Raw genomic sequence first — 17,753 nt, 5'->3', positions numbered from 1 at the left:
ATATTTTCTGAACATTCTTTCAACTTTCTTTAAATAAATTAAATACTATGTATATATGTAGATTTATTTCGAATAAAAAGTCGAACGATTATAAAAGTCAAAACTGTTGTTTTGACAAAAATCCCAATAATCATCTTTTATAATAACAGTAATTAAACTATGCAGGTGGTGTTAAAAATATGCCTAAAGCAGGAAGGAATACTATGAACACAAGTGCATTGGCGATGAATGAAAGTCAGCTTGGAACAATAAAGTGGACGAGTAAGTTGCGAATGAAGTTTGAACAAGTTTTCTTTAGATGGGGATTCATTATTGCTGTTATTGGTTTTCTTTTGGGACGAGCATATATATTAACAAACATTTTACCGTTTGCATTGCCGTTTTTTGCTGCTGTTTATGTTATGAAGCGAGATAAAATGCCGCTCGCGTTTTTAGCCCTAATGGGGGGGGCACTTTCAGTTTCAATAGACAATTTATTTTTTACTTTTGCATCTATCTTTACCTTCTTTATTTATAATATCTTCTTTAGTCGGTTTACACGTAAAACTGTTGGACTTGTACCATTCCAAGTATTTATCTCCGCATTAACCGCACATTTAGTTGTTGTATATTTTGCACAGCAAACCGTCACCATGTATGATCTGCTCGTCAGCACGATCGAAGCGGGGCTTAGCTTCGTATTAACGATGATATTTTTACAAAGTGTTCCGCTTTTAGTGGAAAGGAAAGGGAAGCAACAAGCGTTAGAAACAGAAGAAATTGTTTGTTTAATTATATTACTAGCATCTGTTTTAACGGGCACAACGGATTGGTTTGTTTATGATGCTTCTATTCAACATATTTTTACTAGATATTTAGTATTAGTATTTGCCTTTATTGCAGGGGCAGCTACAGGGTCCACAGTAGGAGTTGTCACTGGGTTAATATTAAGTTTAGCGAATGTGGCTAGCTTGTCTCAACTTAGTCTCCTTGCCTTTTCAGGATTGCTTGGGGGATTGTTAAAAGAAGGGAAGCGTATAGGAGTTAGTTTAGGTTTATTAATTGGTACAAGCTTAATTACATTATATGTAGACAAGCAAACAAGTATTGTAACAACTTTAATTGAATCTGGTGTAGCAATTGTTTTCTTCTTATTAACACCGAAGCTTGTTATGGATCGTATTGCTAAATTTATGCCAGGTACACAGGAGCATTCACAAGATCAACAACAATATTTAAGAAGAGTGCGCGATGTTACAGCGAACAAAATCAATCAATTTGCTAATGTATTTGCTGCTTTGTCCAATAGCTTTTCTGTATATGGGTATGTGGAGGAGGAAGATAAAGAAACAGAAGCTGATTTATTTTTAAGTACAATTACTGCAAAAACATGTCAAACATGCTTTAAGAAGGATCAATGTTGGGTAGTTAATTTTGATAAAACATACGATTATATGAAACAAATAATGAGTGAAACAGAAGAAGGAACGCTGCAGCATAATCGGAAGTTAGTTCGTGAATGGGACAAGCATTGTGTGAGAGGGAAGAAAGTAACGGATTTAGTAGCGGGTGAATTAGATCACTTCTATGAGGGGCAGAAATTAAGAAAACAAATGAAGGAAAATCGTAGAATTGTAGCGGAGCAATTACTAGGTGTATCAAAAGTGATGGAGGATTTCGCTAAGGAGATACAACGAGAAAGAGAGAACCATCAAGCACAGGAGGAGCAAATTTTACAAGCGTTTCGTGATTTTGGTGTCGAAGTGGAGCATGTTGATATTTATTGTTTAGATAGAGGAAGTATTGATATTGAAATGTTGATTCCGGCTGCATCTAATGAACATGGGGAATGTGAGAAGTTGGTTGCTCCAATGCTTTCAGATATTTTAAAAGAGAATATCGTCGTTAAGCATGAAGAGAAATCCTCATATCCAAATGGGCACAGTTTAATATCATTTGGTTCAGCGAAGACGTATTCTCTTGATACAGGATTGGCCACAGCTGCAAAAGGTGGTGGGTTTGTTTCAGGTGATTCCTACGCGATGATGGATTTGAGCGTTGGTAAATATGCACTTGCGATTAGTGATGGTATGGGAAATGGACAAAGGGCTCATATGGAGAGTAGGGAAACGGTAAAATTATTACAAAAGATACTTCAATCAGGTATTGATGAAGAAATAGCGATTAAGTCCATCAATTCGATTCTTTCTTTAAGGACGACAGAGGAGATGTATACAACGCTTGACTTGGCTATGGTAGATTTACGGGATGCGAGTGCGAAGTTTTTAAAGATTGGATCGACGCCGAGTTTTGTTAAACGCGGAAATAATATTTTGAAAATTGAGGCAAGTAATTTGCCGATGGGAATCATTGAAGATGTTGAAGTTGATGTGGTTGGTGAGCAATTAAAAACGGGTGATCTTCTTATCATGATGAGTGACGGCATTTTTGAGGGAGCGCAACATGTGGAGAATCACGAATTATGGATAAAACGTAAAATTAAAGAACTACAAACAGAGGATCCACAGGAAATTGCTGATATCATTATGGAAGAAGTAATTCGCTCTTGTGATGGTTATATAAATGATGATATGACTATTGTGGTGGCGAAAGTAAAGAAAAATATGCCGAAGTGGGCTACGATTCCAATAGTAGGAATGCAGGCGCAATAAAATAATCAAAAAACCTAGGTAGATGCCTAGGTTTTTTTGATTAAAAAGGTAATGCGATTATTTTGTTAAATATACAGGAGGGATGTAAGATAAAAATGTGGATTTTGTACATCTTTTTTTTGCACAATGTTTGTAAAAGTTGTACCATTATATACAAGGTAACTAATGTTGTTGTTCTTGTTTAATGAAAGGTGATTGCGAAGTTGAAAGATGCATTTGTTGAAAAAGTAGATGACTTTGTAAAGCAGCATGATGTATTAAAGAAACATTCAACAATTGTTGTAGGGGTTTCTGGTGGTCCTGACTCTTTGGCTCTTTTATATTATTTGTTAGAAAAAAGGGCAGAAAAAAAGCTCGAAATTGTAGTAGCACATGTGGACCATATGTTTAGAGGTAATGAATCTTATGAGGATTTACAGTTTGTACAGGGTCTTTGCAAAGAGCTAGGAGTTATTTGTGAAACGCTAAGGATTAATGTGTCGCAATATCAACAGCAATATGGAATGAATGCACAAGTTGCAGCTAGAGAATGCAGATATGCATTTTTGGAAAGAATAATGAAGAAATATGATGCGAGATATGTAGCTCTTGGTCACCATGGAGATGATCAAGTAGAGACGATTTTAATGCGCCTTGTACGAGGGAGTACTCCGAAAGGATACGCAGGAATTGCAGTGAAGCGATCTTTTCATAATGGATATTTAATTAGGCCGTTACTTGGGGTAACTAAGGAAGAAATTGTTGATTACTGTAATAAATTAAAAGTTATTCCGCGTATAGATCCGAGTAATAAAAAAGAAGTATATACAAGGAATCGATTACGTAAATATGTCCTTCCTTATTTGAAAGAAGAAAATCCACAAATGCATGAGAAATTTCAAAAATTTAGCGTGCAGATGCAAGAGGATGAGGCTTATTTGCAGGAATTAGCTTTTGAGAAAATGAATAAAGTAATTACAAAAAAAAGCGATAAACAAATTAGCTTATCAATTCCTGCCTTTGAATCCATGTCTATGCCTTTACAAAGAAGAGGGATTCAACTAATATTAAACTATCTTTATGAATATAAGATTCCATCTTCGCTTTCTTCTATACATATTGACAAGGTGATTGAATTTTTTAAGCGGGCACAACCTTCAGGTTCACTAGATTTTCCAGGTGGTTTGAAAATTGTTCGCACATACGAAGAATGTGGTTTTGGATTTAAACAAGAAATTGTTTCTCCTTTTTCGCAAGATTTATCAGTACCTGGGGCAATTATATTGCCGAATGGGGATAAACTTGTAACAGAGGTGAGCGAAGATATACCGAGTAACATGAATGAAACAGTATTTGTTGCTAAGTATAATGATATATCGTATCCACTTCGTATTCGGTCTAGGGAAAATGGAGATCGCATGTCAATGCAAGGTATGGATGGTACAAAAAAGATAAAAGCTGTTTTTATCGAAGCGAAAGTACCAAAAGAAAAAAGAGAAGAATGGCCGATCGTTTGTGACGCAAGTGGAAATATTATTTGGGTACCCTTGTTGAAACGATCTGCATTTGCTACTTCGAAAGAGCTAGCAAAGAAGGGTAAATACATGATTATTCACTACAAAAGCAAGGAGTCTTCCGGGAGGATAATGAAATGATGAATCAAGATATCGAAAAAGTATTAATTTCTGAAGAACAAATACAAGAAAAGGTGCACGAACTAGGTGCAGTTATTGCAGAGGATTACAGAAATACAATACCTCTTGCGATTGGTGTACTAAAGGGCGCAATGCCATTTATGGCAGATTTATTAAAGAGAACAGATACATATCTTGAAATGGACTTTATGGCTGTATCTAGCTACGGTCACTCTACAGTTTCGACAGGCGAAGTAAAAATCTTAAAAGATCTTGATACTTCGGTAGAAGGTCGCGATATTTTAATCGTTGAAGATATTATTGATAGCGGTCTTACACTAAGCTATTTAGTGGACCTGTTTAAATATCGTAAAGCGAAATCTGTAAAAATTGTTACGTTATTAGATAAGCCAACAGGCCGTAAGGTTGATCTGAAAGCAGATTATGTTGGATTTACTGTTCCTCATGAATTTGTTGTAGGATATGGATTAGATTATAAAGAGCAGTACCGTAATCTTCCTTATGTAGGAGTATTAAAACCAAGTGTTTACTCAAATTAATTAAATATAGGCGTTACAATTGTATAGGAAATTTTTTCTATGTTACGATTTACTATAGTGTTTATGCCGTGAGAGGAGGTTAGGAATGAATCGTATCTTCCGTAATACCATCTTTTATTTACTGATATTCTTAGTAGTAATTGGAATCGTGAGCTATTTTAATGGTTCGACGCAAAAAACGACATCAGTTAGCTACGATAAATTCATTACTCAACTTGAAAAAGGTGAAGTGCGTAATGTGCAGCTTCAACCGAAAAATGGTGTGTTTGAGGTAAAGGGACAATTCAAAACTTCTAGCCAAGGAGAACAATTTGTTACTTATGCACCAAATACTGAGGAATTACAAAAGAAAATTAATGATAAAGCGCAAGGGGCTGAAGTTAAGTATCAACCAGCAGAAGAAACAAGTGCTTGGGTAACGTTCTTCACTTCTATCATTCCGTTTGTCATTATCTTCATTTTATTCTTCTTCTTATTAAATCAAGCTCAGGGCGGCGGTAGCCGTGTTATGAACTTCGGGAAAAGTAAGGCGAAGCTATACAATGATGAAAAGAAAAAAATTCGTTTCAGAGATGTTGCTGGAGCGGATGAAGAGAAACAAGAACTTGTTGAGGTAGTTGAATTCTTGAAAGACCCTCGTAAGTTCGCTGAAGTTGGTGCCCGTATTCCGAAGGGTGTTCTATTAGTGGGACCTCCAGGTACAGGTAAAACTTTACTAGCACGTGCTGTTGCAGGTGAAGCAGGCGTTCCGTTCTTCTCTATTAGTGGTTCTGACTTCGTAGAGATGTTCGTCGGTGTCGGTGCATCCCGTGTACGTGATTTATTTGAAAATGCAAAGAAAAATGCTCCTTGTATCATTTTCATTGATGAAATTGATGCAGTAGGACGTCAACGTGGCGCGGGTCTTGGCGGTGGTCATGATGAGCGTGAACAAACGTTGAACCAATTGCTTGTTGAAATGGATGGATTCGGTGCAAACGAAGGTATTATTATCATCGCTGCGACAAACCGTCCTGATATTCTTGATCCAGCGTTATTACGTCCAGGTCGTTTTGACCGTCAAATTACAGTAGATCGTCCAGATGTAAATGGTCGTGAAGCTGTACTTAAAGTACACGCTCGTAATAAACCGCTTGATGAGAATGTCAACTTAAGAGCAATTGCAACTCGTACACCAGGATTCTCTGGTGCCGATCTTGAAAACTTATTAAACGAAGCTGCTTTAGTAGCTGCGCGTCAAGATAAGAAGAAAATTGATATGAGTGACATCGATGAAGCGACGGATCGTGTTATTGCAGGTCCAGCTAAGAAAAGTCGTGTTATCTCTGAAAAAGAACGTAATATTGTTGCATTCCATGAGGCTGGTCATACTGTAATTGGTGTTGTCCTTGATGAAGCAGATATCGTTCATAAAGTAACAATTGTCCCTCGTGGTCAAGCTGGTGGGTATGCGGTAATGCTTCCGAAGGAAGATCGTTACTTCATGACAAAACCAGAGTTACTTGATAAAATCACTGGTTTACTTGGTGGTCGAGTAGCTGAGGAGATTGTATTTGGTGAAGCAAGTACAGGTGCTCACAACGACTTCCAACGTGCGACTGGTATTGCAAGACGTATGGTTACAGAATTCGGGATGAGTGATAAGCTTGGACCGATGCAATTTGGTAGCTCACAAGGTGGTCAGGTATTCTTAGGAAGAGACTTCCATTCAGAACAAAACTACAGTGATGCAATCGCGCATGAAATTGATGTGGAAATGCAAATAATTATTAAAGACTGTTATGCTCGTGCGAAACAAATTCTTACTGAAAAACGAGATAAGCTTGATATTATCGCGAAAACGTTACTTGAAGTAGAAACATTAGATGCAGAGCAAATTAATCATTTATATGATTATGGCAGATTACCTGAGCGTCCAACACCTTCAGATGATGTGAAAGTAAACATCAATATGAAGAAAGACGATGAAGATACAGAAGATAAGTAAGAAACGAAGGAGTGACAATAGTCACTCCTTTTTTTTGTGGAATGAATGTAAGTAGCAAAAAAATTAAATGAAACTATTATTAAAAATTGAAATAGAGAGTAATCTTTTTGTACAATGATGAGTATAGAAAAACTGATTATATAAGTATGTGTGATATGATGTTTTTATAAGTTTTATACATACTGCGCAAATGTAGATTAAATAAGATAAGTGGTGAGAATATGATTTTTGTATTGGATGTAGGGAACACAAATGCGGTACTAGGTGTGTTTGAAGAGGGGAAACTTCTTCAGCATTGGCGCATGGAAACAGATCGTCATAAAACAGAAGATGAGTATGGGATGCTTGTAAAGCAGTTACTTGAGCATGAAGGTCTTTCTTTTGAAGATGTGAAAGGTATTATTGTGTCTTCAGTCGTACCGCCAATTATGTTCGCTTTAGAGCGTATGTGTGAAAAGTATTTTAAAATTAAACCGCTTGTAGTGGGGCCTGGGATAAAAACTGGCTTGAATATTAAATATGAAAATCCACGTGAAGTAGGCGCGGACCGAATTGTAAATGCAGTAGCAGGAATCCACTTGTATGGAAGTCCGCTTATTATTGTTGATTTTGGTACGGCTACTACATATTGTTATATTAACGAAGAGAAGCATTATATGGGTGGCGTCATTACGCCAGGAATTATGATTTCGGCAGAGGCTTTATATAGCAGGGCAGCAAAGCTTCCTCGTATTGAAATTACAAAACCAGGTAGTGTTATCGGGAAGAATACAGTAAGTGCAATGCAATCAGGTATTCTTTATGGATACGTTGGACAAGTGGAAGGTATTGTTAAGCGCATGAAGGAAGAAGCTAAGCAAGAACCGAAAGTTATTGCAACAGGTGGATTAGCAAAATTAATTTCAGAAGAATCAAATGTAATTGATATTGTAGATCCGTTTTTAACGTTAAAAGGTTTGTATATGTTATATGAACGTAATGCAAATTTACAACATGAGAAGGGTGAATAAATAAGTATGAAAGATTATTTAGTAAAAGCGTTAGCGTTTAATGGAGAGGTTCGTGCTTATAGTGTACGTACAACAAATACAGTAAGTGAGGCGCAAAAACGTCATGATACATGGAGAACAGCTTCAGCGGCACTTGGTCGTTCTTTAACTGCGGGTACAATGATGGGCGCTATGTTAAAAGGCGAGCAGAAGTTAACGATTAAAGTAGAGGGTAACGGCCCGATTGGTCCTATCTTAGTCGATGCTCATGCAAATGGGGATGTACGTGGTTATGTAACGAATCCGCATGTTGATTTTGAAGGAACGGAACAAGGAAAATTACGTGTATATCAAGCGGTAGGTACAGAAGGATTTGTAACGGTAATTAAAGATATCGGTATGCGTGAACCATTTATCGGTCAATCTCCAATTGTTTCAGGAGAACTAGGGGAAGATTTCACATATTATTTCGCGGTTTCTGAGCAGACACCTTCTTCTGTAGGTGTTGGTGTTCTTGTAAATGGAGATGATAGCGTATTAGCGGCGGGTGGATTTATTCTTCAAATTATGCCAGGTGCGCAGGAAGAAACAATTTCATTTATTGAAGAGCGTCTGCAACAAATCCCGCCGGTATCACAATTAATCGAAAAAGGTCTTTCTCCAGAAGAATTACTGTATGAAGTGCTTGGAGAAGATAAAGTGAAAGTGCTAGAAACAATGGATGTTCAATTTAATTGTACATGTTCACGTGAGCGTATTGAAAGTGTGCTAATTAGTTTAGGTAAAGCGGAGTTAGAACAAATTCGTGCAGAAGAAGAAGAGACGGAAGTTCACTGTCACTTCTGTAATGAACGACATAAATTCGCTAAAGAAGATATTACAAGTCTAATTGAGAGCCTGTAATAAAGAAGTTTAGGTGGAGAATCAGCCGCCCAAATAGATTGACAAACAGGGAATTTTCTGACAAAATCTAAATATAGATAAAACCAATAAAAATACTCGGTGTTAGGAGTGACAGGAATGCGAGTGGCACAATCAGTTTCAGAATTAATCGGGAAAACGCCGATCGTTAAGTTGAACCGCATCGTAGAATCAGACAGCGCAGATGTATACTTAAAATTAGAATTTATGAATCCGGGGAGCAGTGTTAAAGATCGTATCGCGTTAGCTATGATTGAAGATGCTGAAAATAAAGGATTATTAAAAGAGGGCGATACAATCATTGAGCCGACAAGTGGTAACACAGGTATTGGCTTAGCGATGGTAGCAGCTGCTAAAGGATATAAGGCAATTTTAGTAATGCCAGAAACAATGAGTATTGAGCGTCGTAATTTATTACGCGCTTACGGTGCTGAATTAGTATTGACTCCAGGACCTGAAGGAATGGGCGGAGCAATTCGAAAGGCAACTGAATTAGCAGAAGAACATGGGTACTTTATACCACAACAGTTCCAAAATCAAGCGAATCCAGAAATCCATCGTATAACAACAGGTCCAGAAATTGTTGAACAGATGGGGGATCAATTAGATGCGTTTATCGCAGGTATTGGTACAGGTGGAACAATTACAGGTGCCGGTGAAGTGCTGAAAGAAGCTTATAAAGATATCAAAATTTACGCGGTAGAACCTGCGGATTCACCAGTATTATCTGGTGGAAAGCCAGGACCACATAAGATCCAAGGAATTGGAGCGGGGTTTGTTCCGGAGACATTGGATGTAGAGGTATATGATGAAATTATTCAAGTGAAAACGGAGCAAGCGTTCGAATATGCGAGAAGAGTGGCTAGAGAAGAAGGTATTTTAGTTGGTATCTCTTCGGGAGCAGTCGTTTATGCAGCGACAGAAGTTGCGAAGAAATTAGGTAAAGGGAAAAAGGTACTTGTTATTATCCCAAGTAACGGTGAACGTTATTTAAGTACACCACTTTATCAATTTGAGTCATAATTGAATGCGATTTGAAAAGCATCCTTAAAAAAGGATGCTTTTTCTTTTTTGATTGGAAAAAGGAAAAGAGTGAATGACTAGAAAACTTCATGTAAAATAAGAAGTAGTATAATTAATTTATTTTCACTAGCCCTCAAGTATAATCATTCTCTATATAAATAATTTTATGTAGTTTGAGTTGATTGGCTTAAGAGGGTGGATAACAGAAGACGGGGTGTTGATATGCAACGAAGAAAATCTTTAGCGCTTTCTATTCCATATCAGTTAGATTTCTTTAAGCAATATAAATTTCTTTCTCAGGATAAGTCGCAACATATTTTGTTAGAAAGTGGACGTGGTGGTCGTTATAACATTGTTGGGCTGGATCCAGTAGCGGTAATTCAGGGTAAGAATGAGACGTTACATATAAGTGAAAGTGGTAAGGAAACAATAGAACGAGGGAATCCATTAGATTTAATGCAAGCGTATATGGAGAAATGGAAAACGGATTATAATCCGGAGTACCCACCTTTTCAAGGTGGGGCAATTGGATACTTTAGTTATGATTGTATCCGTTATATTGAAAAACTTTCTTCTCTTGCGAAGGATGATATTAATATACCTGACATATTCTTTTTGTTATTTGATGACGTGTTTGTGTATGATCAACAGGAGAGAGTATTATGGATTATTACGCATTATGTAGATGAGTGTGAAGAGGCAGAAGAGCGATTAAATGAATGGAAGGTTCTTTGGATGAAAGAAGCACCCAAAGTGACTATGCCGTTTGAATGTCCTGAAAAGAAAAATGAAGCAGTCGCTTTTACGGAAGAGGGCTTTATGAAGGCCGTTGAACGTATTCAAGAATATATTGGAGCGGGTGATGTGTTTCAAGTAAACTTGTCGACAAGACAAGAAAGAACATTACAAACACATCCACTAGAAATATATACAAGTCTTCGTGAAATTAATCCATCTCCATATATGGGTTACTTGGAGTTTGGAGATTTTCAAATTGTTAGTGCTTCGCCTGAATTACTAATTAAAAAGCAAGGAAAAGAAGTGAGTACAAGACCAATTGCCGGTACGCGCTCTCGAGGAGCAAGTGAGCAAGAGGATGAGGAATTAGCGAAAGAATTAATTGAAAACGAAAAGGAAAGAGCAGAGCATGTAATGCTTGTGGATTTAGAACGAAATGACTTGGGCCGTGTTTGTAAATATGGCACTGTTGAAGTAGATGAATTTATGGTAATTGAAAAATACTCACACGTTATGCATATTGTTTCTAATGTGCGTGGTGAGGTGGAAGCAGATAAAGATGCTTTCGATTTGGTGAAGGCTGTATTTCCTGGTGGGACAATTACCGGTGCCCCGAAAATACGTACGATGGAAATTATTGAAGAATTAGAACCTGTTCGCCGAGGAATTTATACGGGTTCAATTGGTTGGATTGGTTATTCTGGAGATACGGAATTGAATATTGTAATCCGAACACTACTTGCTAAAGATGGACAAGCGCATGTGCAAGCTGGAGCGGGTATTGTGATTGATTCAAATCCAAAAAATGAATATAAAGAGTCGTTAAAAAAAGCAATCGCTTTATGGCGTGCAAAAGAAAGTAGCGAAGAAACGGTTAGGTGAGAGAAATGATATTAATGATTGATAATTATGATTCTTTTACATTTAATTTAGTACAGTTTCTTGGAGAACTTGGACAAGAGCTTGTTGTTAAGCGTAATGATGAAGTGACTATTTCGGATATTGAGAATATGAAACCGGATTTTTTAATGATTTCGCCAGGTCCATGTAGTCCTAATGAGGCGGGAATCAGTATGGATGTTATTAAATATTTTGCAGGTAAGCTTCCGATTTTTGGGGTCTGTCTTGGACATCAATCCATTGCACAAGTATTTGGAGGGGATGTTGTCAGGGCAGAGCGTTTGATGCATGGAAAAACATCTTTAATGCATCATGATGGGCAGACGATTTTTTCTGATATTCCAAATCCATTTACCGCGACACGTTATCACTCTCTTATCGTAAAAAAAGAGACGTTACCGAATTGTTTAGAGATAACATCTTGGACTGAAGAAGGTGAAATTATGGCGCTTCGTCATAAAACGTTGCCGATTGAAGGGGTACAATTCCATCCGGAATCTATTATGACTTCTCACGGGAAAGAGTTGCTACAGAATTTCATTCGCAAATATAGCCCAAGTGTGACATCGTGTTAATTTACGTAAATGGTACGTATGTAGAAGCGAGTGAAGCGAAAATTTCTCCGTATGACCACGGTTACCTATATGGGCTTGGGGTTTTTGAGACGTTTCGTATTTATAATGGTCATCCCTTTTTATTGGATGATCATTATGAACGCTTAATGGGTGCGCTCGATATATTGCAAATCAAATGGACAATGACAAAAGATGAAGTGATGCTTATTTTAAAGAATCTACTCGTTAAGAATGGGTTAAAGCATGCATATGTGCGCTTAAATGTATCGGCGGGTATAGATGAAATAGGATTACAAACGGAAGTATATGAAGAACCGTCTGTTATTGTTTTTATAAAACCTTTAGCAGCTCCAGGGAATGTAGTGGAAAAAGAAGGAGTTATGTTAAAGCAAGTGAGAAATACACCAGAGGGTGCATTTCGCTTGAAGTCCCATCATTATTTAAATAATATTTTAGGGAAACGCGAAATTGGAAATGTTGTGAATAAGGAAGGTGTTTTTCTTACCGAAACAGGTTATGTTGCAGAGGGTATTGTTTCGAATCTCTTTTTTGTTAAAGGGGATATTTTATATACTCCTTCATTAGAAACAGGGATTTTAAACGGAATCACTCGTGCGTTTATTATAAAGGCTGCTGAAGAGCTAGATATAGAAGTAAAGGAAGGTTTCTTTACAAAAGATGAATTGCTTTCAGCGAATGAAGTGTTCGTAACGAACTCTATTCAAGAGATTGTCCCCCTTTATCGTATAGAGGAGAAAGATTTCCCGGGTAAAGTGGGAGTGGTTACAAAAAGACTTATGGATCTTTATGGAGTACAGAGAGAGAAATTGTGGAGCAGAAATGAATTGCGAAGAGGAGATGTGTAGTTTGAAGTGGGATTATGATTTGCGCTGCGGCGAATATACATTGAACTTAAATGAAAAGACATTAATTATGGGGATTTTAAATGTAACGCCAGATTCATTTTCTGATGGTGGGAGTTACAACGAAGTAGATGCTGCAGTGCGACATGCGAAAGAAATGAAAAATGAAGGTGCTCATATTATTGATATTGGCGGCGAATCTACTCGACCGGGTTTCGCTAAAGTTTCAGTAGAAGAAGAAATAAAGCGAGTTGTTCCAATGATTCAGGCAGTGTCAAAAGAAGCAAAGCTACCTATTTCTATTGATACGTATAAAGCTGAAGTTGCGAAACAAGCGATTGAAGCTGGTGCTCATATTATTAATGATATTTGGGGAGCGAAGGCTGAACCGAAGATTGCTGAAGTTGCAGCTTATTATGATGTGCCTATTATCTTAATGCATAACCGAGATAATATGAACTACCGCAACTTAATGGCTGATATGATTGCTGATTTGTATGAGAGTATTAAAATTGCTAAAGATGCGGGCGTGCGAGATGAGAATATTATTTTAGACCCAGGTATTGGCTTTGCGAAAACACCTGAGCAAAATTTAGAAGCGATGCGTAATTTAGAGCAGTTAAATGTACTGGGTTACCCAGTACTATTAGGTACTTCAAGAAAGTCCTTTATTGGCCATGTATTAGATTTACCAGTGGAGGAACGTCTTGAAGGAACGGGCGCTACCGTTTGTCTTGGTATTGAAAAGGGCTGTGAGTTTATCCGTGTTCATGATGTGAAAGAAATGGCGCGTATGGCTAAGATGATGGATGCAATGATTGGTAAGGGGGCAAAGTAATTGGATAAAATTTATATCCATGATATGGAGTTTTACGGTTATCATGGTGTATTCCCGGAAGAAAATAAATTGGGTCAGAGATTTAAAGTGGATTTAACGGTGGAGTTGGATTTAAAACGTGCAGGAGAAAGTGACGACTTAGAGCATTCTGTCAATTACGGGGAGCTTTTCGAACTATGTAGAAAAGTTGTTGAAGATAGAACGTATAAGCTTGTAGAAAGTATCGCTGAAAATATCGCTACAGATATATTGAAACAATATGAGGGTATTTCACAATGTACAATTAAGGTAATTAAACCAGATCCGCCGATACCGGGGCATTATCGTGCTGTAGCGGTAGAAATTACGAGAGAACGTCCATGAATAATATAGCGTACATTGCATTAGGTTCGAATATTGGGGAGCGTTATATTTATTTAACTGAAGCAATTCAGTTTTTAAATAAAAACCAGCATATCCAAGTCGATGATGTTTCGTCTGTATATGAAACTGATCCGGTTGGCTATACTGACCAAAATTGCTTTTTAAATTTAGTTATAAAAATTTCTACCAATTTATCACCGCAAGAATTATTGAAAGTAACGCAAAAGGTAGAGAATGACCTAGGAAGAAAAAGGGAAATTAGATGGGGCCCGAGGACCATCGACCTTGACATTTTACTATATAATCAAGAAAATATTGAAGCAGAGAATCTTATTGTTCCGCATCCGAGGATGTTCGAAAGAGCTTTTGTTATCGTTCCGTTGTTAGAGATTAATCAAGATATAAAACAAAACATTTCATGTTCACAAGTAGAAGAAATGAAAAGGCGAGAGGGAGTAACGGTATGGAAGCAGAAAAATGGGGAAGACGCATTCGTGCTTTTCGAAAGCTAAAAGGCTATACGCAAGAAGGTTTTGCGAAAGAATTAGGGGTATCTGTATCGGTTTTAGGTGAAGTTGAGAGGGGCAATAGATCACCTTCCCAAGATTTTGTAGTAGAAGTCGCTAAAACATTAAACGTTTCAATAGACGAATTGATGCCAAAGTGACCGTAAAGGAAGGAGTAAGTCGGGTGTTAAAGATTGCAAATATTGAGATGAAAAATCCAGTTGTACTAGCACCGATGGCGGGAGTGTGTAACTCTGCATTCCGTTTGACAGTAAAAGAATTTGGTGCAGGTTTAGTTTGTGCTGAAATGGTAAGTGATAAGGCAATATTACTTAATAACAAAAGAACATTAGATATGTTATATATCGATGAGAGAGAAAAGCCATTAAGTTTACAAATTTTTGGTGGAGAGAAAGAAACTCTTGTAGATGCTGCGAAATACGTAGATAAATATACGACAGCAGATATTATTGATATTAATATGGGTTGCCCAGTACCGAAAATCACTAAGTGTGATGCGGGAGCAAAGTGGCTTTTAGACCCAAATAAAATATATGAGATGGTAGCGGCAGTTGTAGATGCAGTTGAAAAACCAGTTACAGTTAAAATGCGTATTGGTTGGGATGAAGATCATATTTTTGCAGTTGAAAACGCTAGAGCTGTTGAGCGTGCTGGCGGGCAAGCTGTAGCAGTTCATGGACGTACACGAGTGCAAATGTATGAAGGGAAAGCGGATTGGGATATTATTAAACAAGTAAAGCAATCTGTGAATATCCCGGTTATCGGAAATGGTGATGTGGAAACACCGCAAGATGCAAAGCGTATGCTTGATGAAGTTGGTGTAGATGGAGTTATGATTGGTCGCGCTGCTCTTGGAGACCCGTGGATGATTTATCGTACGGTAAAGTATTTAGAGACAGGTGAATTAATGCCGGAACCAACAGTGCGTGAGAAAATTGATGTATGTATGTTGCATCTAGATCGTCTTATCGATTTAAAGAACGAAAATGTCGCTGTAAGAGAGATGAGAAAGCATGCAGCTTGGTATTTAAAAGGTGTTCGTGGTAATGCGAGTGTGCGCAATGGTATCAATATTTGTAACACACGTGAGGACCTTGCGAATTTATTAGGTGCATTTGTAGAAGAAGTAGAAGCGAAACAACAAACAATTTATGTTGGTTAATAAGGGGACATAGGAGATTGACATTCTTCTATACACTTCCTATAATTACGTGAAAGAAAGAAGAACTGCCAGTTGGTTGCTGGCAGTTTTTCTAGTTGAGTAGAAAATGCTATACTGTATATATTGTAAAATTTAATAGAGCTGGAGTGATATCAATATCATGGATAACATGAACCACGAAGAATTAAACGACCAATTGCTTGTTCGTCGTGAAAAGCTACATAATTTACGTGAGCAAGGAATCGATCCGTTCGGTAAACGATTTGAACGCACAAATTCAACAACGGACTTAGTAAGTCTATATGGAGAATTCTCTAAAGAAGAATTAGAAGAGAAAGAAATCACTGTTTCTATCGCTGGTCGTATTATGACAAAACGCGGTAAAGGAAAAGCGGGATTTGCGCACGTTCAAGATTTACAGGGGCAAGTTCAAATTTATGTTCGTAAAGATACTGTTGGAGATGAAGAGTACGAGTTATTTACGACAGCAGATTTAGGTGACTTAGTAGGTATTGAAGGTAAAGTGTTCAAAACAAACGTTGGAGAACTTTCAGTAAAAGTAACAGGATTTACACTTTTAACGAAATCTCTTCGTCCATTACCGGATAAATATCATGGATTAAAAGATGTTGAACAACGCTACCGTCAACGTTACTTAGACTTAATTACAAGTATGGAAAGTCGTGAAACGTTCGTTACCCGTAGTAAAATCATTCGTGAAATGAGAAGATATTTAGATGACAACGGTTATCTTGAAGTAGAAACGCCTATGATGCACGCGATTGCAGGTGGAGCATCTGCTCGTCCTTTCACTACGCACCATAATGCGTTAGATATGGAATTGTATATGCGTATCGCAATTGAACTTCATTTAAAACGTCTTATTGTGGGCGGATTAGAAAAAGTTTATGAAATCGGCCGTGTATTCCGTAATGAGGGTGTATCAACTCGTCATAACCCTGAGTTTACGATGATTGAATTATATGAAGCGTACGCTGATTATAATGATATTATGAAACTAACAGAAAATATGGTTGCTCATATCGCGAAAAAAGTATTGGGTACAACAACAATCCAATATGGTGATTATGAAATTAATCTAGAACCAGAATGGACACGTCTTCATATGGTAGATGCAATTAAGCAACACTCTGGAGCCGATTTCTGGAATCCAATGAGTGTAGAAGAAGCGCGTGAACTTGCAAAAGAACATAATGTAGAAATTAAGGATACAATGGAAGTTGGTCATATTATTAATGAATTCTTCGAACAAAAAGTAGAAGATAAATTAATTCAACCGACATTTATTTACGGTCATCCGGTAGAGATTTCACCACTTGCGAAAAAGAATGATGAAGATCCACGATTCACAGATCGTTTCGAATTATTCATTGTTGCTCGTGAACATGCGAATGCATTCACTGAGTTAAATGATCCAATCGATCAAAAGGAACGTTTTGAAGCTCAATTAAAAGAGCGTGAGCAAGGTAATGATGAAGCTCATATGATGGATGATGACTATATCGAAGCTCTTGAGTATGGTATGCCTCCTACGGGCGGATTAGGAATCGGTATTGATCGTCTTGTTATGTTATTAACAAACGCACCATCTATTCGTGACGTACTATTATTCCCAGCTATGCGCCATAAACAAGACTAAGCTTTGGAGATTTCTCCAAAGCTTTTTTTATTTCTTTATTTGAGGGGAGAGAAACCTTCTATTAAAAAGAAAGTGAGATTATTGCTCGTTGAATGGATGCCAGATTAAAAAACTATACTTATATAGAAGAAAGGTGCTGTTTTTATGCTTTTTTACTAAGTTGAAAATTTTATTAGAAAAACTATTGCATTTCATTTTTCCACATGATATATTAATAACCGTCGCTGATGCGGAAACGCAGAAAACGACAAAAAAGAAATTGAAAAACTTAGTTGACATCGAAAAATGAAGATGTTAACATAAGGAAGTCGCAAATGAGCGACTAAGTAGTTCTTTGAAAACTGAACGAAACAAACAACGTAAACGTCAATTTTTATTTTTAG

At 37.3% G+C, this 17,753-nt stretch carries 16 protein-coding genes; all 16 read left to right on the top strand.

The features are described from left to right. Window positions 1-179: 179 nt before the first annotated feature. The 16 genes from spoIIE (at window position 180) to lysS (ending at window position 17,370) form a co-directional block, all read left to right on the top strand. Window positions 180-2,651, top strand: a complete 2,472-nt coding sequence (gene spoIIE / locus AB3X48_RS08365) for a stage II sporulation protein E (protein WP_002159630.1) — start codon at window positions 180-182, stop codon at window positions 2,649-2,651. Window positions 2,652-2,854: 203 nt separating this feature from the next. Beyond that, window positions 2,855-4,285, top strand: a complete 1,431-nt coding sequence (gene tilS, locus AB3X48_RS08360) for a tRNA lysidine(34) synthetase TilS (protein WP_016106819.1) — start codon at window positions 2,855-2,857, stop codon at window positions 4,283-4,285. Beyond that, on the top strand, window positions 4,282-4,824 hold the full coding sequence (hpt, locus tag AB3X48_RS08355) for a hypoxanthine phosphoribosyltransferase (protein WP_016106820.1): 543 nt from the start codon (window positions 4,282-4,284) through the stop codon (window positions 4,822-4,824). The genes tilS and hpt overlap by 4 nt, the downstream gene beginning before the upstream one ends. An 85-nt stretch (window positions 4,825-4,909) precedes the next feature. Continuing rightward, window positions 4,910-6,811: an ATP-dependent zinc metalloprotease FtsH gene (gene ftsH / locus AB3X48_RS08350; protein ID WP_016106821.1), complete on the top strand. Its 1,902-nt coding sequence runs from the start codon at window positions 4,910-4,912 to the stop codon at window positions 6,809-6,811. 221 nt (window positions 6,812-7,032) lie between these two features. Continuing rightward, on the top strand, window positions 7,033-7,821 hold the full coding sequence (locus AB3X48_RS08345; protein WP_016106822.1) for a type III pantothenate kinase: 789 nt from the start codon (window positions 7,033-7,035) through the stop codon (window positions 7,819-7,821). Window positions 7,822-7,827: 6 nt separating this feature from the next. Continuing rightward, the gene (gene hslO / locus AB3X48_RS08340) at window positions 7,828-8,703 is read left to right on the top strand and encodes a redox-regulated molecular chaperone HslO (protein WP_016106823.1); all 876 of its coding nucleotides are present in this window, start codon (window positions 7,828-7,830) and stop codon (window positions 8,701-8,703) included. A gap of 117 nt (window positions 8,704-8,820) precedes the next feature. After that, a complete protein-coding gene (gene cysK / locus AB3X48_RS08335) occupies window positions 8,821-9,744 on the top strand; it encodes a cysteine synthase A (protein WP_002107314.1) in 924 nt (307 codons plus the stop codon). 222 nt (window positions 9,745-9,966) lie between these two features. Then, a complete protein-coding gene (gene trpE, locus AB3X48_RS08330) occupies window positions 9,967-11,364 on the top strand; it encodes an anthranilate synthase component I (protein ID WP_016106824.1) in 1,398 nt (465 codons plus the stop codon). 5 nt (window positions 11,365-11,369) lie between these two features. Beyond that, window positions 11,370-11,957: an aminodeoxychorismate/anthranilate synthase component II gene (gene pabA / locus AB3X48_RS08325; protein ID WP_002113273.1), complete on the top strand. Its 588-nt coding sequence runs from the start codon at window positions 11,370-11,372 to the stop codon at window positions 11,955-11,957. Next, window positions 11,951-12,823 (top strand): aminodeoxychorismate lyase, encoded by an 873-nt coding sequence (gene pabC / locus AB3X48_RS08320; protein WP_016106825.1) that lies wholly within the window; start codon window positions 11,951-11,953, stop codon window positions 12,821-12,823. Before pabA ends, pabC begins: the two co-directional genes overlap by 7 nt. After that, on the top strand, window positions 12,798-13,658 hold the full coding sequence (gene folP, locus AB3X48_RS08315; RefSeq protein ID WP_002107320.1) for a dihydropteroate synthase: 861 nt from the start codon (window positions 12,798-12,800) through the stop codon (window positions 13,656-13,658). The genes pabC and folP overlap by 26 nt, the downstream gene beginning before the upstream one ends. After that, on the top strand, window positions 13,659-14,021 hold the full coding sequence (folB, locus tag AB3X48_RS08310; RefSeq protein WP_002159624.1) for a dihydroneopterin aldolase: 363 nt from the start codon (window positions 13,659-13,661) through the stop codon (window positions 14,019-14,021). Further along, window positions 14,018-14,533, top strand: coding sequence for a 2-amino-4-hydroxy-6-hydroxymethyldihydropteridine diphosphokinase (gene folK, locus AB3X48_RS08305; RefSeq protein WP_016106826.1), 516 nt, complete (start codon window positions 14,018-14,020; stop codon window positions 14,531-14,533). The genes folB and folK overlap by 4 nt, the downstream gene beginning before the upstream one ends. Beyond that, window positions 14,485-14,688, top strand: coding sequence for a helix-turn-helix domain-containing protein (locus tag AB3X48_RS08300; protein ID WP_002009706.1), 204 nt, complete (start codon window positions 14,485-14,487; stop codon window positions 14,686-14,688). The genes folK and AB3X48_RS08300 overlap by 49 nt, the downstream gene beginning before the upstream one ends. A 23-nt stretch (window positions 14,689-14,711) precedes the next feature. Further along, window positions 14,712-15,710 carry a tRNA dihydrouridine synthase DusB gene (gene dusB, locus AB3X48_RS08295; protein WP_002159621.1) on the top strand — a complete coding sequence of 333 codons (999 nt, stop codon included), beginning with the start codon at window positions 14,712-14,714 and terminating at the stop codon, window positions 15,708-15,710. 160 nt (window positions 15,711-15,870) lie between these two features. Beyond that, window positions 15,871-17,370, top strand: coding sequence for a lysine--tRNA ligase (gene lysS / locus AB3X48_RS08290; RefSeq protein WP_016106827.1), 1,500 nt, complete (start codon window positions 15,871-15,873; stop codon window positions 17,368-17,370). The last annotated feature ends 383 nt before the right edge of the window (window positions 17,371-17,753 follow it).

The sequence above is a fragment of the Bacillus sp. S4 genome, assembly GCF_040838205.1.
Taxonomy (GTDB): Bacteria; Bacillota; Bacilli; order Bacillales; family Bacillaceae_G; genus Bacillus_A; species Bacillus_A cereus_U.
This window is presented reverse-complemented; position numbering and strand designations above follow the sequence as displayed.